This window comes from Bradyrhizobium sp. AS23.2 (assembly GCF_001908185.1).
Classification (GTDB): domain Bacteria; phylum Pseudomonadota; class Alphaproteobacteria; order Rhizobiales; family Xanthobacteraceae; genus Bradyrhizobium.
The window spans coordinates 1-18,226 of record NZ_LGHM01000030.1 but is presented as its reverse complement, the minus strand read 5'-3'; the positions used below and the strand labels follow the sequence as shown (position 1 = coordinate 18,226).

The following is an 18,226-nucleotide window of genomic DNA, read 5'->3' as shown; positions in this document are numbered from 1 at the left end:
AAACTTTTGGTCGACGGCCGAGTCTGTGTGGCGGCCAAGGTTGGCGAGGCGCGCGTCTCTCCGTCAAAGGCGGCTTCGCCGCGCTCGCGGCAAGCGGCCACGCCGCACTGTCCGACGATCTCGTGATTGTGCACGGCGATGACGATACGGCTGCTGGCGTGAAGGCGGAAATTCGCGCTTTCCCACGTCGCCGTAGCCGCGTTGTACCACCATGGCGGGGATGGCGGCCGCGACTCCTTCGAGCGCTCCATCAGGCTCGAAGGAAACCTTGGCGACGAGGACCGCGCCCAAATGCAGGCCGCGAACACGTGCCCGTCGGGCCGACGCTCTTCCTCAACCGACATCCGCACGAACGATAACGTCGGCGTCGGGCCCCCGGCAAGCTATGCGATGACCTGAGCGAGCTTCCGATCCCGAACATCGAGCCCGACTAGTGAGCCGCGAGATAGTCCGCGAGCGCCAAGGCGTTGTTGCGCTCGGTGTCGTGCGCGCCGAAGAGCAGCGTGACTTTGCGCGCCGATACAAGATCCGTCAGGTGATCGACCGCGGTGTGATTGGAGCGGAGCTCCTCGAAGTATCGTTTCTGAAACTCAGGCCAGCGGTTCGGCAAATGGCCAAACCAGGTCCTGAGGCCTGCGCTCGGTGCGATGTCCTTCAGCCACACATCGACGCTGGCTTGCTCCTTCGTGAGCCCGCGTGGCCAGATGCGGTCGACAAGCACCCTCGTGCCGTCCGAGGCCTGGGGCGGCTCGTAGACGCGCTTGACACCAAGCCGCGGGGACCGTCGATTCATTGGATTCTCCAGCCGGCCCCTCACCAAAGAAAGGAGGGGACCTTGCTTTAGCGTGCCTTCGCGGGACTGACCTCGGGAAAATCGATCGGGGTCTGCACCGCATTGTTCATGAAGTTGGTCAATAGGAACTGGGCAGTCAACGCGATCATCTCGACGATGTTTGCGTCTGTCCACCCCGCATCCCTGACCGCCGCAAACTGGGCGTCGGAAACATTGCCGCGCGTCTCGATGAGCGCTTTCGCGAAGGCGACTGCAGCCTGGCGCTTGGGATCGCTCGAGCGGCCCTCTCTGTTCAGCTCGATTTCGTCCACTGAGACTTTTGCCAGGTTGACCGCGGTGAAGCTGTGCGCGGCCAGGCAGTAGTCGCAACCGTCCGCCTCCGACACCGCCAGCGCGATCCCGTCTCTCGTTTTGAGGTCCAGCGTCTTCGCAAGCGATCCCATTAGGGTGGCCCAGCCTGAGATCGCGTTCGGGCTGATCGACATGAGGCGATGCAGGTTGGGCACGAAGCCCAGCATCTTATCGACGTTGTCGAGAATCGGCTTGGACTCCGCTGGAGCGTCCTCGCGCTTTGGAATGGCAATACGGGGCACTTGATCCTCCTGCTGCTGCAGTTCGCAAATGTTTAGAGGGTCCGTGACGATGCAGGCCGTCACTGACGCCGATCATCTCAGCCAATGGTGGCCACTGGCCTGCCGCGAAGACTAGGGCGCTTCGCGCCGCGGCGATCATGTTTCTTGATCATGCAATCGATAACAGCAGGTCATCGTTTGAGTACCGACCGGCGCACCGAGGTCTCGTGTCCCGCACTTCGTCCCCAACTGCGCCCGACTTGCCCCGCTGACCGACGGGGTGACTGCGGCTCTGGCGCCCTCATCTCGCTTTCCAGATCTAAGATGCGCTACCTGTGCGGCTCGAACACTTGCTCCATCTCGGGCTCGGCGAAGCGCTGCGTGAAGTGCTGCGGGCAATTCAAGCCGGAGCAAGACAGCGCGCTCGACCTTGGCTTTGTAGCCGGGCGACGCGAGGCGCTGCGCCAGATTGGCGTCGTCCTTCAAGGCACTCAATTCTGCGACCGCGAAGAGCCTGATGATGGACTAACCGAACCGCCGGCGTCTCGGCCCCGGCAGATTGAAACCCCTCCAGCATCGATCCTCATGACATCGTTCCAAGAACAAAAGAGGAGCACGCACGAGGCGGGGCACAAGAAAGCGGTGTTCCACCGCATGCCGCACGCAAAGGTCTGAGCCGACATCGAGAGGAAAAGGCCTCCGCGTGGAAGCTGGATCAATTACACGCGATGACGGTGGTCGCCGACCCGGGCGATCTTGGCGCGGTCGCGCGTCTCAAGCCGGTCGACTGCACGACGAATCCCATGATCGCCTGAAAGCTGTCGACACTTCCGAGTACAGGGATGTTGTGGACGAAGCATTGGCATGGGGAGAGGGCAGAGCGGCGACGCTACACGCGTCGCTGCCGCGACTTCCAATCGAATCGCAGTCTCCGTTGGAGTCGAGCTGTTGCCGCTTGCGCCAGGTTACTGACCGAGGTGGACGGCGACCTGTCCTTCAACGTCGCAGCATCGGTCGCCAGGACCCACCAGTTCATCGACGCTCACAAACAGTGAGGCGTCGGGCCCGAGCGTGCTCATCAAACTTGCCTCGACCGGGAGGGAAGCGTCGGCGGCTCAGAGACCGATTGCGCCCCCCCCCCGCATGAACAGGGGAAGCGCAGTTATGCGGCCAGGAATTATTCATTGGTGAAGCCCACGACCGGACAATTCACCAGATTCCCCGTCGTCTTCACCGCCCCCCCCGCGGGGCTCACCAGTAAGCCTGAGGCACTTTTGGCTTCGAGATCGTCGCCGTCAGTGATCAGTTTCCGTTGATCCTTCGAGATAGCGTCCTTGGTCCACTCGGCCAGACGCACGTCCCACATCGGAGAGTATCCCGCGCTGATCTCCGTGAAGTGCGCGAGGACGTCGAGCGAGGGCCCCTCTCCGTTGAGAGCGCTGTCGAGCCCCTGCCGATTCGGATCTTTCGCGCCCATTTTGCCGTTCACAATCGTATAGATCACCTCAGTCGCGCCACTCTGAAGAATATCGCTTTCCGCCGGCGCAAAGGTGGAGGACTCGAGGGTCGCCGTCTCCTCGGAATTTGCGTCAAAACTAAGATAACGTAGGTGTCTGCCGTTCGCGAAGCCAAACCGGAGCTTCAAGTCAACGGTGCCCTTATCAGGACAGATGCTCGCCACGGAGTCCGTCACGACCGAGTAATCGGGACTACCGTTGCAAAACGAGATTTTCTCGGGTCCGACATTGAACGCGATGACCGGAGCATTAAAGACAATGTCCTTATTGTTAGTCACCCGAACCAAAGGGCTGTAGTGCGCATCCCCGACAGACCCGGCTCGGGCCGTTTTAGGAGGAAAAAAATTGGGCGCCTCGCCAGCCACTAACGTCTGGGGCGGTGAGAAATCGATCCGGCCCGATTTGAACGTGAAGTTACTCGAGTCGTCCATTTCCGCAACCCTTGTGCTCGTCAGGTCTTGGGCCTTAGCGAGACTCGGCGCCCATGTGAGCCCCATCTTTTTCGAAGTGGCAAAATCACTTACGTCGGTGAGCACGAACCAAACAGTTTCTCCCGAAGAAAGACGCCCGCGATGGAGCGGCAGCGTCACCACCTCTCGTACGAGGTCCACTTGGCCCGACGTAAGGAATTGCTTTGTGATCTTTTTTTCGGCAGCCGGATTGGCCGCTAGACTCCCTTGAGGTGCCGAAAACGACGCCCCAAGGATTATCATCGATCCACAAATACATCTGCTGAACGTTTTGCTAGGCTTCATGACCCTACCTTTTCTCCGCATCTGACCTGGTTTCACCCATGCAACATTCAAGCCTGGGTTGCCTACAGTCGTCATTTCTTCAAACCGGGATAGCCTTGCACATAGATCCAATCAGTCGCCTTGGCAGGGATGTGGCAGCCTAGGCAATCCGAGCGAAAGTTCGTTGAGGTCGTTTTCACCGGGTCACGCGCGTCGAACCAAGACCAACCCCAACCATTGCCCCACAACTTATTATCGGGGTGGCTGTTCTTGCTGTCCTTCACCATCATGAACCAGCCTTTGAGAGTGTCTTGATGGCTGACCGTCCCAGTCGTCATCTCCGAAGTGGCCGTGCCGTAAACCTCCTTCACCAGGATCGAACCTTCGGGGAATTTGCCCATCGCGCGATAGGCCGCCGCAGTTCCGGGCGAAGCGTAGACGACGTGAAGCTCCTTAGCACCGTTGTCACCTGCGACAGACCAGCTCCCAAGGAATTCGTAGGTGGTTCGGTAGTCCTTCGGGATATGCATGTTGCCTGCCGCATCAACGAGTTGGTCCTGCGCTGGGGCGGGCTGGCTATTTACGGGCTGCGAAACAAGGCACCCGACGGTCACGACGATGAAGGACGCGGACGCCACGGCTGTACTTCTGAGGAATTTCATCACGATTCCTCCTACTGTTTTACAGTCTGGCCGGCCGGCACAGGCACCTTGTCGAGCAACGCGTAGAACTGCGTCCATACGTCATCCCGTTTCGCACTTGCAATGTGGCAGTAGGCGCATTCCTCGATCGGCCGGACTTTGGCGCTGGCCGCCTTGGGTTCAAAGTGGTTGAAGTTGTAATAGCCCCAGCCATCGGTAGCCTTATATCTCACGGTGTCCTTGACAGTCACATCCGCCCCGTTGAAGGCGCCCGGGAAGAATCCCTTCCCCGAAGGTGCGGTTCTTGAGCCGTCCGGATGAGTGGCGGGCTGCATGAGCTGCAGTTCTTTCACGAAGATTGTTCCTTCCGGGAAGACGCCCGTATTCTTGTAGATCTCGTAAGAACCAGGCTCGATATATACGTTGTGAAATTCAGGGAAGTTTGCTTGAGGCGGATTCAAAAAATTAGGCGTCAGTGGCGAACCGACATAAACCCATTCGTGAAAGTTCTTTGGCAGAATGAGGTCGCCATCTTTCGTGTATTCAGGAAGATAGCGGCCGGTGGCGTGCCAATCGTCGGGCGGTGGAAGCTGTGGTTGCTGTGCGAAGACTGCGGTTGCCATAGCGCCAACGCCGAGGATGGCGGTAAGTGCTAATACTGTGCGTCTCATGATCTCTCTCCTCTGACCACTGTATGTCACCGAATGATGCGCAGGTGGTCTCGTTAACTACGCAGATCAGATTAAGCGTGGGTCCCTAGATGCGGAAGCAACAAAGGGGCATGCAATTGATACCCGTCGGGAATAACGTTCTCTCGAACTATCGATGTTTGGTCATAGGAAGGTTCTGGCCCCTCGCAACTATGCCCATTGACTAGGGATTGGCGGCGTCAGTTTTCCGGCCGCCGTCGTCACGGGTAGGCAACACCAATGTCGAAAGCCGCTCTCCGATCGACACTGCCTCGTGCGTGGCTTCAATAGCTGCTTCCCTTGCTGCCTTAAATGCTTCGCTTCTGTAACGACCCTCGATCTGTCATCCCTTTTTTGCGTTGTCCACTCATCGGGTATCGCTTCTGTGCGGGATCGGCGCAAAGCCGCCACCCGTTGGGATTGGAAGAGTATGAAGCTGGCCAATCTAATCCGCACGATCGTCATGTCACCGCGAAGCGTACGGCCTAGTGCGATCCATCGTCCCGGCGAAGGCACTTCGCTTCGAGAGGGCCTGATGTCGTGCCCTGCCCGAACTGTTGCACGCCCCCTGTCAAACTGCGTTGAAGAGGACTCCCTCGCAAGCTTGCGATGCATGATCATCTTCAGTCGGCGGGCGAGCCCCACCTTGGCCCTTTGTGCCGGCGCGGCTGCAGCTCTTCAGTTGTGAGCAGCCCTTGGACGGCTTGGACAGTATGATATGGGCGGCATCGTAGAGTGCCGTGCGCAACGAACCGTCGCCAATCTTACTGATCCGGCCCGTGTAGTCGATCTCGCCGGACCGATGCCTCTTCGGCCTCCAGGACAATCTCGCAACCGCGATGGCGTTTGCATCTAGGCGCCTTGCCACAATGCCAGCCTTCGAAGCCGAGGCCGTGACACAGAAGGATTCGCTCGAAACGATTTTTGAAGCGACCCACTTCGCAGCGACGGCCCGCTAAGGCTCGATCTTTCAATCTCAGGCCGCGGTTCACCTTCGCGCCTCAGGATCTGGTTATCCTCTTCGGTAGCATCGCCGAGAACATTCGCTTTGTTCGGCGGCAGGCCGCGCTCGAACAGGTACGCAGGCCGCGACCAAAGCGGCGGCTGATTGCTTCACAGCGCGCCGCCGCCAGAAAATACGACGCATTGGTCGGCGAGCGCGGAGCGACCTCTCAGTCGGCCAACGCCAGCGCCTCGCTATGCGCGCGCGATCGTGAAGAAGGCACTGGCGCTGATGTTTGGTAGAGCGACTTCCGCGCTCGACGCCGAGAGCGGACGACTGGGCTGTCGTCGCTCGATCGCATGGCGGACCGACACACCACCATCGTGATTGCTCATCGGCTCGCCACCGCGCAAAAAGTCGGACCGTATCGTTACATGGAAAACAGCCGTAGCGTCGACAGGTTTGCATTCGGACCTCACGCAAGGCACCTCTATGCCCGGTTAGCAGCCCTGCAATTCAGCCAGCGTCATGGAGAGGACGGCAAAGCCGCCTCGCGGATAGTTGCATCGGAACGGGGCTTGGTTTGCGGAAAGGGACCCAGACGCAGACAAATTTTACCTCAGGCGGCGCCCGACCATAACCGGGGGTCATGCAAATTATAGCTAAGACGAGTGCGAAGTTCTCTGCATGATGAGCTACGGTCGAGCGACGGTCAGGAGAGATTGAGATGGACGCGCAAGCAAGGCATCCGGGGCTCGGAAGCGTCGGTAATAGACATTTGTGTGTGGATGTAGTGCCGGGACAAGGTGCGTTGACATCGCCCAACCGGACGTTCGCTACGGACGATAACAATTGTAGGGCTGAAGCATACGAACGTCATTTCCAAGACTCTCTTGAGCGCCTGCACGGGGAACAGCGTTATCGCGTCTTCGCCGACATCGAGCGCATCTCCGGCAGCTTCCCAGCCGCAAAATGGCGCCGGTCTGACGGAACCGTTACGGAGATCACGGTTTGGTGCTCGAATGACTATCTCGGCATGGGACAGCATCCGGAGGTCGTGAGCGCTCTGACCGCAACGGCTCACCGCTGCGGCGCAGGAGCGGGTGGAACGCGCAACATCGCCGGAAATAATTCGCCCTTGGTTGATTTAGAGGGTGAGCTTGCTGATCTGCATGGCAAGGAAGCGAGCCTAGTCTTCACCTCCGGCTACGTATCGAACCAGGCCAGCATCTCGACGATCGGTAAGCTGATCCCGGACTGCGTGATCTTGTCTGATGCATTCAACCACAATTCGATTATCGAAGGCATCCGTCAATCAAGTTGCGCAAAGCGGATTTTCCGCCACAACGACCTCGGTCACCTTGAGGCGCTGCTGCGCGAGGCAGGAGACCGCCCCAAGCTTGTCGTGTTCGAGTCCGTGTACTCGATGGATGGCGATGTGGCGCCGATCGGCGCCATTTGCGACCTTGCGGACCGGTATGGCGCGATGACCTACCTCGATGAGGTTCACGCTGTGGGCCTCTACGGCGCTCACGGGGGCGGGATCAGCGAGCGTGATGGCGTGATGCACCGCGTGACCGTGATCGAGGGTACCCTCGCCAAGGGATTCGGCTGCATTGGCGGCTATATCTCGGCGTCGCGATCGATCTGCGACGCGGTGCGCAGCTTCGCGCCCGGATTCATCTTCACGACGGCACTCCCTCCACCAATTGCCGCCGCAGCCCGTGCGTCCGTTCGTTACCTGAAGCACTCGTCTGCCGAGCGCGAAGCACACCAACGGCAAGCCGCTGCAACGAAACAGGCGCTCCAAGCCGCCGGGCTTCCCGTCCTCCCGACCGAAACCCACATCGTGCCTGTGATTGTCGGCGATGCGGAATTGTGTAAGGCGGCCGCCGATCACCTTCTAGAGCGCCACGCCATCTATATCCAGCCGATCAACTATCCGACCGTTCCCCGCGGGACAGAGCGTCTTCGCATCACGCCGTCGCCATATCACGGGGATACCCACATAGCGGAACTCGCTGCTGCGCTCGCTGAGACCTGGGACACCCTCTCTCTTGCCTGAGAGCCGTGCTTGGGCCCCTTCGCAACCGCCTCCGCCGGATTGTGCATCGAAAGGCGCCTCGGCTACCCGGCGGGCGCAGACCAAGCCGGCAAGGCGTCGCGTGTCCCAGGTTGCGGCCGAGGCAGCCAAGTTGGGACGATGGACCATCCAACGAAGGTCGTTTGAGGGCATACCCGCCGCCCTTTTCGACACGCCTTCGGATAAAAGATGTGATGCGCCCCAATCCAGTTCTTCTATCACGCGGCTAGTTTGCATGGGTCATCGCATGGCACATCTTGCTGACGACGATCACAATCGGGCTCGCATCCTTCAAGTAGGCAATCCCGAAGAACTGAACTGCCTCATCCTCTTGGGCGGTTCTGCCCAACGGCGCCGCCTTTCGCTCGAACAGGCTGATCCAGAATCGTTCATTTCGATAAGCACTCCAACCGGGCGTTCGAAAACGATCCGAACGAGACAATGGGCAACCGAAAATGAAAATGGATATCACGCAGCGGTGCCATCTCCTGATCGAGGATCTTTCCGTCGCGCGCGGCGAGCGCGTGGTGTTCGGCGGGGTATCTTTGCGAGTGGGCTCGGGCGAAATCGCCGAAGTGACGGGTCCCAATGGCGTGGGCAAATCCACACTTTTGCGTGCGATCGCCGGTTTCTTGCCGCTTGGATCCGGCCGCATATCATGGGTGGAGTCCGAAGCCACGGATACGGCGCTCCTGGCAGAGCGCCTCCACTACGTGGGCCATCTCGACGGGCTGAAATCGGCGTTGACAGCCCGCGAAAACCTCGACATCGGCCGGGGACTTTTAGGGCGAGGTCGGCTAACCCCGTTAGAGGCGCTGGGCCGTATGGAGTTAGCCCACGTTCTCGATCTGCCTGTCGGCTATCTCTCCGCGGGACAGCGCCGCCGCGTCGCATTGGCCCGGCTCCTGATTACCGATCGCCCTCTTTGGCTGCTCGACGAGCCGCTAACCGCACTCGACCGGCATGCACGCGCCTTGCTGAAGGCTGTTGCCGCCGACCATCTCGCAAGCGGAGGATTGATGCTCGCCGCAACCCACGAACAACTCGGTCTACCCGGGACAATCCAAGTCAGGCTCGAAGCGAGGTGAAGGTCGCCTCGTTGGGGTCCGGCCCGCACCTCCGTAGCCGCCTGTCTCAAAGTCGGAAGAGAAGAGATCACGCCGCTCTTTCGATTTCCCAGGAGCTGTCGCGACGCGATGGCGACGCTGGATGGGGGCCATGACCCGTATTCTCCTCCTCGTTTTTCTTCGCGACCTCATGCTGGCGCGCCGCATCGGTGGAGGCGGGGTTCTCGGCCTGGTCTTCTTCCTCAGTCTCGTGACGGTCGTACCTTTCGCGATCGGACCTGACCTACACTTGCTGTCGCGCATCGGTCCAGCCATTCTCTGGATAGCGGCGCTCCTCGCGACTCTATTGGGCCTTGACCGTCTGTTCCAGGCGGATCACGAGGACGGTTCGTTGGACCAGATGTTGCTGTCGCCGGCGCCCCTAGAACTCATTGTTCTGTTTAAGTGCGTGGCCCACTGGTCTGTCACGGGGCTGCCGCTCGCTTTGCTCTCGCCTTTGTTTGGCCTGATGTTGGACTTGGACGGCCAGGCGCTCTGGGCCGTGCCAGCGACGTTGTTGGTTGGTACGCCGACTTTCACCTTTCTGGGAGCAATCGGTGCAGCCCTTACCGTCACGCTGCGGCGCGGCGGTCTTTTGCTGTCGATCCTCGTCGTGCCACTGGCCGTACCGGTGCTGATCTTCGGTGTCTCCGCGGCGCAGAGTGGCACAGTGCCCTTTCTGACGCCCTTCTTGATCCTCTGCGCACTCGGACTCGCATCCGTCGCCCTCGCCCCAATCGCCGCAGCCGCAGCACTTCGCGGCGCGGGAGAATGACGAGCGATGCAGAGGAAAGAGTTTGTTTTCGGGGGGCGCCGCCGTGGAACGACTCCGCACGCCTCCGAAGCTAAGACCGCTTGACCATCAGGAAATGCCTATAGCGGAGTATCGGCGTCTAACACAGCCGCGAGCCGATCCCGATCGGCTTGGCTTAAGGGCGCCGCCGGCGTGGACTGCGGGCGGCGCAAACCGAACAGGAGAGCGATCCCGCCCGCTGCGAGCATCAAAGGCGGCATTCCCCAGAGGAAGGCGGTATCCAAATCGAGCGGTGGTTTCAGCAGGATAAAATTCCCGTAACGCTTCACCAGAAAGGCGCGGACATGCTCGTCGCTCTCGCCGAGATTAAGGCGTTCGCGCACTAGCAGTCGGAGATCCCGCGCGAGCTCTGCGTTCGAATCGTCAATCGACTGATTTTGGCAGACTAGGCAGCGCAGCCCGGCGGAAATAGCGCGCGCGCGCGCCTCAAGTTTCGGGTCGGGCAGGACCTCGTCTGGCTGTACCGCCCTTGCCAAGCTGGGCGCGAAGCCTGCGAGTACGATCGAAAGCAGGAGAATGCGACGAAGCGAAGTCATTCGGCGGGCTCCGGCGCTGCGGGGTTGGCGATGGCGCGGACGCGAGCCGCGCGGCGCGTGAAGCCGATTCTGAAGCGTCTATCGGACAACGACACGATCCCCCCGAACGCCATAATGACGGCGCCGATCCAGATGGCTGTCACAAGCGGCTTCCAGAACATGCGCGCGTCGATCGAACCATCCGCGTGCTGGTCCCCGACCGAAATGTAGATCTGGCCAAAACCCAGCGTCACGATGCCTGCCTCGGTGACGGTGGTCTCTCGCGCGGGAAAGCTGCGTTTGGCGGGCTCGACGGTGGCCACGGCGGCGCCGCCCCGGCTGATGACCGTATAGGCTAGGACTTCGGAATAGTTCGGCCCCTGTCGCGATCGAAGATTCTCGATGGTGGCTTGATAGGGGCCGAGATCGATCCCCTGGCCTAGCTTGACGGTCGCGATCCGCTCCACGCCCCAACCGGTCGCCGCCAAGCCCATGAGTGTCACGCCAAAGCCGGCGTGAACGATCGCCGCCCCCCCAGGCGGAGCGCGGTAGCCCGACCGCGCGGGCTAGCATCACTCGAGCGGGCTGCCCACGTGTCCAGATACGCGCCGCCACATCGGCGAACGAACCGACGATGAGGTAGACGGCGAGACCGAGACAGACCGCTGCGAGGACAGGGCCGCCTTGGATGATAGCAACGAGCACAAGGGCGACCACAAGGCCGGCCAAGGCCGCGACCGTCACCCGTTGCGCCGCACCGAGCAGATCGCCACGCTTCCAGGCGAGCGACTGACCGAGCGGTATCAGGAGAACGATCAGCGCCACTAGCGGACCGAGCGTCAAATTAAAAAATGGTGCGCCGACCGAGATCTTGTCCCCGGTCAGAGCCTCAAGCGCGAGCGGATAGAGCGTGCCGGTCAGGACCGTAGCGCAGCAGGTGGTGAGCAGCAGGTTGTTGACGGCGAGCGCGCTCTCGCGTGACACAGGAGCGAACAGACTACGCTGGCTCAGGGAAGGCGCTCGCCAGGCATAAAGCGCGAGGGAACCGCCGATGAACACAGTCAGGATGACCAGGATGAAGACGCCGCGCGCCGGGTCGCTGGCGAAGGAATGAACGGAGGTCAGCACCCCTGAGCGCACGAGGAATGTGCCGAGCAGCGATAGCGAGAATGTAAGTATCGCCAGGAACAGCGTCCAGATCTTGAGGGCTTCGCGCTTCTCCATGACGGCAGCCGAATGCAGGAGCGCTGTACCCGCAAGCCAGGGCATGAGCGACGCGTTCTCGACTGGATCCCAGAACCAGAACCCGCCCCAGCCTAAGGTATAGTAGGCCCAGTACGAGCCCATGGCGATGCCAAGCGTCAGAAAGATCCAGGCAATCAGTACCCAAGGCCGAACGTAGCGAGCCCAAGCGGCGTCTAGTCGGCCGCTGACCAGCGCCGCCACCGCGAACGAGAACACGATCGAGAAACCGACATAACCGAGGTAGAGGAGCGGCGGGTGTATCGCGAGGCCCAGGTCTTGAAGCAGCGGATTGAGGTCCTGGCCTTCAAAAGGCGCCGGAAACCGTCGTAGGAAGGGATCGGAGGTGAACAGGATGAAGCAGAGGAACGCAAGGGAGATCCAGCCTTGGACTGCTAGCGTATTGGCTCGCAATTCGTTCGCCATGCCGCGCCCGAGAATCGCCACTGTCGCTCCGAAGGCCGCGAGGATCAGAACCCAAAGCAGCATGGATCCCTCATGATTGCCCCAGACGCCCGCGATTTTGTATACAAGTGGTTTGGTGGTGAGCGAGTTCTCGGCGACTGTCACGAGACTGAAGTCGGACACCACATGGGCGTAAGTCAGTGCCGCGAAGGCATAGCCCAACAAAAGGAACTGGGTGATTGCGGCCGGGACCGCAATGGAAGCGATTCCAGAATCACCACTGCGGGTCCCCCAGAGCGGCAGAACTGACTGAAGCAGCGCGACTGCGAGAGCCAGAGCGAGCGCGTAATGTCCGGTTTCGACGATCATCCCTTTGGTCCCATCGGCAGCGATGTTTCGTGGAGCGCGGCGCTATTCCGCTCGCGCGGATCTTTCGTTGCGCCAAGCGCCTTGTTGCTTGAGTTTGTCGGCTACGTCCTTGGGCATGTATCGCTCGTCGTGTTTGGCGAGCACGGTATCGGCGTGAAAAAGACCCGGTCCCTCCACCGTGCCCTCGGCCACGACGCCTTGTCCTTCGCGGAAGAGATCCGGCAGCAATCCAGTGTAGCTGACCTTGACGTCGTGCTTCAGGTCGGTCACCGCGAAGACGACAGTCGGCGATCCATCGCGGGTAAGTGAGCCACGTTTCACCAGGCCGCCGATACGCAGATGTGTTCCTCGCGGCGGCGCCCTTTCGGCCATCTCGGTCGGCCCGTAGAAGAAGACAATACTGTCGCGCAACGCAAACAGGATGAGCCCTATCGCGATGGCCAAAGTGAAGCCTGCTGCGTTGATGATAGCGAGCCGCCCGCCTTTTCTGGTCAAGGTCTATCCCTTCAAACCGAGCTGCCTGACGAGTTCGTCGATGCGTGCCGGCGCTTGCGCATCGCCTGCTAACTGGGCACGTGCGCTTGCGACGGCCGCCTCGGCCTTTTGGCGTTCACCCAATACGGCGTAAGACTTAATCAGTTGCAGCCATCCCTGAAGGTCATGGCCGTTCTTCGAGAGCTTCTCGGCGAGCCCTTCTACCATCCCGCGGATCGCGTCGCTCCGCTGCTCTGGAGGAAGCGCTGCGATGTCAGACCGGGTTTGGCCGGCGTGGATGTCAGGAACGGCGGCAGCGAGGGTGACGTCCCCACCCCTGCGCCTCGAGGCGATCGGCATGTCAGGCTGGCTGGGAGCGCCGACCATGAGGTACGACGCGAGCCCGACGAGTGGCAGCACTAGGACGATCGCCAAGGCTGCAACAGTGCGTCTCGGCTGCCAGCGCCACGACAAACGCGGCCGACCCTCCGACGCCGAGTTGAGCGACGCGAGCAGCCGACGCCCGATCTCGGCACGCGTCGCCACGGCATCCTCGGGTGCTACCAGTCCACAGCGGACGTCATCATCCGCCTCGGCCAGAAGGCCTCGATAGAAGGTGACATCGGAATCGTGAGCACCAAGGCCCTCGCACCGCTCAGAGAGCGACCGGGCCAGCGCCAGCACGACCGCGGACGTCATCATTGCAAAGACCGCCCAGAGCATGTTTCAAGGCCTCCGTTCGTTTTTGCCACTGCGTAACGCACCACGTCGTCGGCCATTCGCCGCCCTTGACAATCGGACTGCTTCTGAGTGTTCCGCTTCCATGGTCTGATCGCTCACTCCTGAATTATTTAAGTGGATGGAATTCCATGCCGCCGAGGCAAGAAAATGCCTTCTTGCATCCGTCGCGCGGGGATGGGGAGCTTGCAAGGCAGTCGTCATGGACGCTCTGCCTCGGCAATTGCGGCCATCAAAGCAGGTCGACTTGCTTCCGAGATGCCACCAACCAGCTTGTAGGCGATTGTGCCATCGCCCTTGATCACATAGGTCTCGGGGACGCCATAGACGCCGAAATCGATCCCCGTTCGGCCGGACCGGTCAGTGCCAACCTGTGCGAAGGGGTTCCGGTTGGCGGTGAGATAGGCTAGCGCGTTTCTGGGATCGTCCTTGTAAACGATGCCAGTAAGCTTCACCCCCCTGTCGCTGCAGCGTCCGGTCGCTCGCCAACGCCATCAGAGCCCCTTGTTCTTCCCGGCACTCAACACACCATGACGCGAACACGTTCACGATGGTCACGTGCCCCCTCCGCAGATCGGCGCTCGACAAGCCAGGTGGACCGGACGTCGAAAGCCCATCGAGGGGCTCCAGCGCAAACTGCGGTGCTGGCTTGCCGATCAGAGCCGAGGGCACGAGCGATGGGTCTCCGGAGCCGAGCCGCACCAGGAGTAATGCCGCAATTCCGAAGAAGACCAGAAGCGGGATAATCACTCGCAGGCGCGCCAGTGCGCGTCGAGGGGCCGCGACGCTCGCTGGGAGGTGAATCGAGGCTGGCATTTTGCTCATACGCATCCGCGCCGATCCGAGTGTTCAGGTAGCAGACGACGCAAGGTACGGAGCTGAGCGCGATGGTCGATGAGGACCGCCGCGATCATTCCGGTCAGAACCGCGCCCGTCACCAGAAACGCCGCCATGATGACTCCCCCATGCTGCACCATGATCTGCTCAGGACGCCGCTTCGGCAGGCGGCATGCGAGCCATCGCGGGTTCGCCCACGGCCGCCAGCGTGATTGCAAGCCGCCGGGCTCGGCGTCGCATGATCTCATTACGGACCGCCATTACGTGGAGGGTTGCGAACAAAAGCGTGTACGCGAGCGCCATAACGATTAGCGGCCACAACATCGAGCCAGCGATCGCCGAGCCTTCCATCCGGAACACCGAAGCCGGCTGGTGGAGAGTGTTCCACCAATCAACCGAGAACTTCACGATCGGAATGTTAATGAAGCCCACCAAGGTCATGATCGAGACTGCTCGTGCCGCCCTACTCGGGTCCTCGATCGTTTGCCAGAGCGCGATCAGACCGAGATAGATGAGAAACAGAACCAACACAGAGGTGAGACGAGCGTCCCAGACCCAGTATGTGCCCCACATCGGTTTGCCCCAGAGGGCGCCCGTGACGAGGCAGATGAAGGTGAAAGCTGCGCCAAGCGGCGCAGCCGCCTTTTGTGTTGCATCGGCAAGTGGATGACGCCAAACTAAGGATCCGAGCGCAGACGTAGCCATGAGCGTGTAGGCAAGCATCGCTGTCCAGGCGGCGGGGACGTGGATGTACATGATGCGCGCCGTCTCGCCTTGCTGGTAGTCGGCTGGCGCGCCGAATGTTCCAAATAGACCAAGCGCGAAGGCGAAGGCTGTCGACCCCCAAAGCCAAGGCAGCAGCTTTGCGGCGATACGCAAGAAATTACCAGGATTGCTGTAGGCGGTGAAGCTCAGCTTCAACTTTCCGATCTCCTCGAAGCCAACCCGCAGGCCGGGAATTCGCTCGCTTCCGACTGCGGCTCGCGACGAAGGACTGTGCCATTGGAGCGTCTGCAAGCCGATGAGTATTGCATCACACCGGAGACGATCTCGCAAATACCGTCGGTTATCGTTTCGATGTCCAGTAGGCGCCCAGAGTTTCGACATCTCCATCGCGTGGTGAGGCAGATGACAACACAATCATCGCGGCCGGTGCTCTCGACGACAGCTCGCCTGCAATCTCCCGGAAGGTCGTCGGCAAGGCTTTCTCTCGTTGCGTCGGGGCGAGCAGTCTAGCGTCGCCCACCCTGATCTGCAGGCTTTCTGCGTGAGCCCCCCCTTCGCACGCGATGCGTACAATCCCGTGGTCCACCGAAAGAATGCATGTCCAAAGGGAATTTCTAATTTCGTCGGCTACGTCCGATCCTGAGGTTCATTTGGCCGCCCGAGCACGCGCGGCCGCCTCGACAAGGATTGAAGCTATTGCGCCGAGCCGCCGTGCCGCGCGCGGGCAGCAGAGGAAGCACAGCAGCCTTAAACGCATACTGCGAATTAGTCGGAGGATGCCGTCGCCGCCGGATAGAGGGAAATGCCTCGTAACTATCTATCCGACGACTATCTATCATAGACCTGAATTCAGACGCGATCGCATCGCGGCGGCCTTGCCTGCTGCGGCTGCCGTCACCATGCGCCGTATCTTCAATCGGAGTTCTGTCCATCACCCTCAGATTCTGCTGGGCAGTATCCATGCACTTGGCGAAAGGCTCGGAGAAAGCTGCTGCGGCTCCTATAACCGACCCCCCGCGCAATCTGCTCAACAGAAAATGTCTTCGCGGCGAGCATATCGGCTGCACGCTTCATCCGAATTTGCCGGAGCGCGACCATTGGCGAACATCCTATCGCGCGCACAAAGCGCGCCATGAACGCGGATCGGCTCAAGCCGGCCTTCTGCGCCAAGGCCATGACGGAGTGATCGGCCGATGGTCGCGCCAACATATCGGCAAACGCAACAGCGATTTGACGGTCACTCAGGATAGAAAAGCGTTCGAGCCAAACGCTCGTCGACTTTAGACTCCGACGGACCAGCGTGACGAGCACCTGCTTCAGGATGGCGGTCGTCATCGCCTGCATTCCAACCTGCCGGCCGCTGATTTCTGCCAACGCAGCCTGCAACTTTGACCCCAGTTCATCTTCGGGTTCGAAGCGCTCGACAATCGGCGTGGAAAGGCCCGCAAAGAGGTCGATCGACGAACCGAAGGTAGCGCGAAAGTACCCGCAGATCAGCATGACCATTGGGTCGACGTCCCCGGCGACGAATCGCTGAATACGCTCGCCGAAGCGCGGATCCCATTGCGCTTCGACCACATTCACTGTCGTGGCCGCTGTGCGGTCATCGACCTCGATGTGAAACGGCTTCTTGGCCGGTGTGATGACAAGTGTGTGAGGTACCAGAGGAAATGCGGAGAAGCCCCCCACAACCATTCGTCCGGTCCCGGAAAGATTGTAGTGGATAGCAGGCGCGTCCGCGCTCCCGAATGACAGGCGCCAACCTGGACTGATCAAACACTCGATGAGCCCAATGACGTCGACATCCAAGGTTGTCATCAGCACATCGAGATCGGATCGAGGCAATGCAAGATTTGGACGATCGGACATGTGTTTCGGACCCTCGGATTGAGCTGATGTCCTAGTCTTGGGACAGGACAATTGCAAATCTTGGTACTGCTTTATGGCTAGGACCGTGGGCATCTGCTCGCCATGACTCGCGGCCTGGGCGGAAGCTGGGAATCTCTTTGACAAGCGTGAGAGTGCCGCGCTTCCCACGGGTCCAGAACCGAGACCTTAGGAGATCCCTAAATGAGCAAAAACACTTGATGAAAAGATGGCAGAGCCGATCCCGATGCGAACCCTGACATTTAACTGTCTCGCCTACGCAACCGCGACGTTAATAGCAAACACCATCGGTGAGAACACTTGCCGCAAGACGCGAGTCGACAATTCCGAGCCGAGGCACAATATCTGTTTCCGCGGAAGCTCCGCGACAAACCGCTTGGCCATCGACCCAGCCTATTATGGCAACGAACTGGAACGCGCCGAACCGCGGCAAATCTTTCGAGTATGAGTATGCAGCTCCAGCTTTATCAGGTGCGATATTTTCTAGCCCTAGCAAGGACGCTCAATTTTACGCGGGCCGCGGAGCAATGCAATGTGACCCAGCCGGCGCTGACAAAGGCGATACAAAAGCTCGAGCAAGAACTCGGTGGCGCGTTGATTCACCGTGAACGTCACCTCACCCAGCTCACCGACCTGGGCAAGATGATTTTGCCAACGCTGGAGAAAATATTTGCCGCCGCGGAGGCCGTACGGCTTCAGGCGCGAGGCTATCAAAAGAAGACAATCGCCCCGCTCAAGATCGGGCTGGTGCCGTCAGTCTCCGCCGCGCTCATTACGGAATTGCTCCTGGAGCTCGCCAGGATCATCCCCGACCTTCGGGTCGATCTGCGCGAGGCGGATGCCAACGGGCTCGTTGCGATGCTTTTGGATGGCGAGATCAACGCCGCACTCGTCGGTGACGCCGTGGAGCTACCTGAACGTATCGACCGCTGGCCGCTCTTCGAGGAGCGGTGTGTGCTCGTCCTGTCTCGGAAACATCCGATGGCAGGGCGAACCGTTATCTCGCTCCAGGACTTGCATGAGGTGGTATTTCTCGAAAGACTCGGATGCGACGTGGCAGGCCGATTCAAGCAGGCTTGTTTTGCCGACCATCCAGGCCCTAAAGTTGTGCACAGGAGCGATCAGGAAGGGCATCTTCAGC

At 60.3% G+C, this 18,226-nt stretch carries 18 protein-coding genes and 2 pseudogenes; 5 read left to right on the top strand and 15 right to left on the bottom strand.

Features of this window, described 5'->3' with window-relative positions; translation table 11 throughout:
- Positions 1-430: 430 nt before the first annotated feature.
- Both AC630_RS06255 and AC630_RS06250 read right to left on the bottom strand, forming a co-directional pair.
- Positions 431-793, bottom strand: coding sequence for a DUF488 domain-containing protein (locus tag AC630_RS06255; RefSeq protein ID WP_074117643.1), 363 nt, complete (start codon positions 791-793; stop codon positions 431-433).
- A gap of 47 nt (positions 794-840) precedes the next feature.
- Positions 841-1,386 carry a carboxymuconolactone decarboxylase family protein gene (locus tag AC630_RS06250; RefSeq protein WP_074117664.1) on the bottom strand — a complete coding sequence of 182 codons (546 nt, stop codon included), beginning with the start codon at positions 1,384-1,386 and terminating at the stop codon, positions 841-843.
- 303 nt (positions 1,387-1,689) lie between these two features.
- On the opposite strand from AC630_RS06250, the gene AC630_RS06245 reads away from it, so the two are divergent.
- Positions 1,690-2,040 carry a hypothetical protein gene (locus AC630_RS06245; RefSeq protein WP_074117642.1) on the top strand — a complete coding sequence of 117 codons (351 nt, stop codon included), beginning with the start codon at positions 1,690-1,692 and terminating at the stop codon, positions 2,038-2,040.
- Positions 2,041-2,542: 502 nt separating this feature from the next.
- On the opposite strand, the gene AC630_RS06235 is transcribed toward AC630_RS06245, so the two are convergent.
- From AC630_RS06235 to AC630_RS06220, 4 genes are all read right to left on the bottom strand, one after another.
- Positions 2,543-3,472 (bottom strand): DUF7482 domain-containing protein, encoded by a 930-nt coding sequence (locus tag AC630_RS06235; RefSeq protein ID WP_245330276.1) that lies wholly within the window; start codon positions 3,470-3,472, stop codon positions 2,543-2,545.
- A 236-nt stretch (positions 3,473-3,708) separates the two neighbouring features.
- A complete protein-coding gene (locus AC630_RS06230; RefSeq protein ID WP_074117640.1) occupies positions 3,709-4,278 on the bottom strand; it encodes a cytochrome P460 family protein in 570 nt (189 codons plus the stop codon).
- An 11-nt stretch (positions 4,279-4,289) separates the two neighbouring features.
- On the bottom strand, positions 4,290-4,928 hold the full coding sequence (locus AC630_RS06225; protein ID WP_074117662.1) for a cytochrome P460 family protein: 639 nt from the start codon (positions 4,926-4,928) through the stop codon (positions 4,290-4,292).
- Between the two features lie 589 nt (positions 4,929-5,517).
- Positions 5,518-5,814, bottom strand: a complete 297-nt coding sequence (locus tag AC630_RS06220) for a transposase (RefSeq protein ID WP_074117639.1) — start codon at positions 5,812-5,814, stop codon at positions 5,518-5,520.
- 802 nt (positions 5,815-6,616) lie between these two features.
- Between AC630_RS06220 and hemA the strand changes: the two genes are divergently transcribed.
- Entirely contained in the window at positions 6,617-7,954 is a 1,338-nt protein-coding gene (hemA, locus tag AC630_RS06215; RefSeq protein ID WP_245330275.1) for a 5-aminolevulinate synthase, read from the top strand.
- A 244-nt stretch (positions 7,955-8,198) separates the two neighbouring features.
- On the opposite strand, the gene AC630_RS43485 is transcribed toward hemA, so the two are convergent.
- Positions 8,199-8,444, bottom strand: a complete 246-nt coding sequence (locus tag AC630_RS43485) for a hypothetical protein (RefSeq protein ID WP_143197856.1) — start codon at positions 8,442-8,444, stop codon at positions 8,199-8,201.
- On the opposite strand from AC630_RS43485, the gene ccmA reads away from it, so the two are divergent.
- Both ccmA and ccmB read left to right on the top strand, forming a co-directional pair.
- Positions 8,434-9,060, top strand: a complete 627-nt coding sequence (gene ccmA, locus AC630_RS06210) for a heme ABC exporter ATP-binding protein CcmA (RefSeq protein ID WP_074117661.1) — start codon at positions 8,434-8,436, stop codon at positions 9,058-9,060. The genes AC630_RS43485 and ccmA overlap by 11 nt on opposite strands.
- Before the next feature lie 130 nt (positions 9,061-9,190).
- Positions 9,191-9,853, top strand: a complete 663-nt coding sequence (ccmB, locus tag AC630_RS06205; RefSeq protein WP_074117660.1) for a heme exporter protein CcmB — start codon at positions 9,191-9,193, stop codon at positions 9,851-9,853.
- 98 nt (positions 9,854-9,951) lie between these two features.
- On the opposite strand, the gene AC630_RS06200 is transcribed toward ccmB, so the two are convergent.
- The 8 genes and pseudogenes from AC630_RS06200 to AC630_RS06165 form a co-directional block, all read right to left on the bottom strand.
- A complete protein-coding gene (locus tag AC630_RS06200; RefSeq protein WP_074117637.1) occupies positions 9,952-10,428 on the bottom strand; it encodes a cytochrome c-type biogenesis protein in 477 nt (158 codons plus the stop codon).
- Positions 10,425-12,423, bottom strand: a pseudogene (locus tag AC630_RS06195) (heme lyase CcmF/NrfE family subunit). The gene AC630_RS06200 and the pseudogene AC630_RS06195 overlap by 4 nt, the downstream one beginning before the upstream one ends.
- Before the next feature lie 42 nt (positions 12,424-12,465).
- Positions 12,466-12,918, bottom strand: coding sequence for a cytochrome c maturation protein CcmE (gene ccmE / locus AC630_RS06190; protein WP_074117636.1), 453 nt, complete (start codon positions 12,916-12,918; stop codon positions 12,466-12,468).
- Between the two features lie 3 nt (positions 12,919-12,921).
- Positions 12,922-13,620 (bottom strand): c-type cytochrome biogenesis protein CcmI, encoded by a 699-nt coding sequence (gene ccmI, locus AC630_RS06185; protein ID WP_074117635.1) that lies wholly within the window; start codon positions 13,618-13,620, stop codon positions 12,922-12,924.
- A gap of 215 nt (positions 13,621-13,835) precedes the next feature.
- A pseudogene (locus AC630_RS48210) lies at positions 13,836-14,460 on the bottom strand (DsbE family thiol:disulfide interchange protein).
- Positions 14,457-14,612, bottom strand: a complete 156-nt coding sequence (gene ccmD, locus AC630_RS06175; protein WP_074117634.1) for a heme exporter protein CcmD — start codon at positions 14,610-14,612, stop codon at positions 14,457-14,459. Before ccmD ends, AC630_RS48210 begins: the two are co-directional and overlap by 4 nt.
- A gap of 7 nt (positions 14,613-14,619) precedes the next feature.
- Positions 14,620-15,393 (bottom strand): heme ABC transporter permease, encoded by a 774-nt coding sequence (locus AC630_RS06170; RefSeq protein WP_074117659.1) that lies wholly within the window; start codon positions 15,391-15,393, stop codon positions 14,620-14,622.
- 717 nt (positions 15,394-16,110) lie between these two features.
- Complete coding sequence (locus tag AC630_RS06165; RefSeq protein WP_074117633.1) at positions 16,111-17,067, bottom strand: helix-turn-helix domain-containing protein; 957 nt, start codon at positions 17,065-17,067, stop codon at positions 16,111-16,113.
- 468 nt (positions 17,068-17,535) lie between these two features.
- Here AC630_RS06165 and AC630_RS06160 point away from each other — a divergent pair.
- The coding region (locus AC630_RS06160) for a LysR family transcriptional regulator (protein WP_074117632.1) at positions 17,536-18,226 on the top strand (691 nt) is incomplete at its 3' end.

Coding starts and splice junctions, on each gene's coding strand:
- AC630_RS06255 (WP_074117643.1), bottom strand. CDS start 793: ATGAATCGACGGTCCCCGCGGCTTGGTGTCAAGCGCGTCTACGAGCCG.
- AC630_RS06245 (WP_074117642.1), top strand. CDS start 1,690: ATGCGCTACCTGTGCGGCTCGAACACTTGCTCCATCTCGGGCTCGGCG.
- AC630_RS06230 (WP_074117640.1), bottom strand. CDS start 4,278: ATGAAATTCCTCAGAAGTACAGCCGTGGCGTCCGCGTCCTTCATCGTC.
- AC630_RS06225 (WP_074117662.1), bottom strand. CDS start 4,928: ATGAGACGCACAGTATTAGCACTTACCGCCATCCTCGGCGTTGGCGCT.
- hemA (WP_245330275.1), top strand. CDS start 6,617: ATGGACGCGCAAGCAAGGCATCCGGGGCTCGGAAGCGTCGGTAATAGA.
- ccmA (WP_074117661.1), top strand. CDS start 8,434: ATGGATATCACGCAGCGGTGCCATCTCCTGATCGAGGATCTTTCCGTC.
- ccmB (WP_074117660.1), top strand. CDS start 9,191: ATGACCCGTATTCTCCTCCTCGTTTTTCTTCGCGACCTCATGCTGGCG.
- AC630_RS06200 (WP_074117637.1), bottom strand. CDS start 10,428: ATGACTTCGCTTCGTCGCATTCTCCTGCTTTCGATCGTACTCGCAGGC.
- ccmI (WP_074117635.1), bottom strand. CDS start 13,620: ATGCTCTGGGCGGTCTTTGCAATGATGACGTCCGCGGTCGTGCTGGCG.
- ccmD (WP_074117634.1), bottom strand. CDS start 14,612: ATGGTGCAGCATGGGGGAGTCATCATGGCGGCGTTTCTGGTGACGGGC.
- AC630_RS06165 (WP_074117633.1), bottom strand. CDS start 17,067: ATGTCCGATCGTCCAAATCTTGCATTGCCTCGATCCGATCTCGATGTG.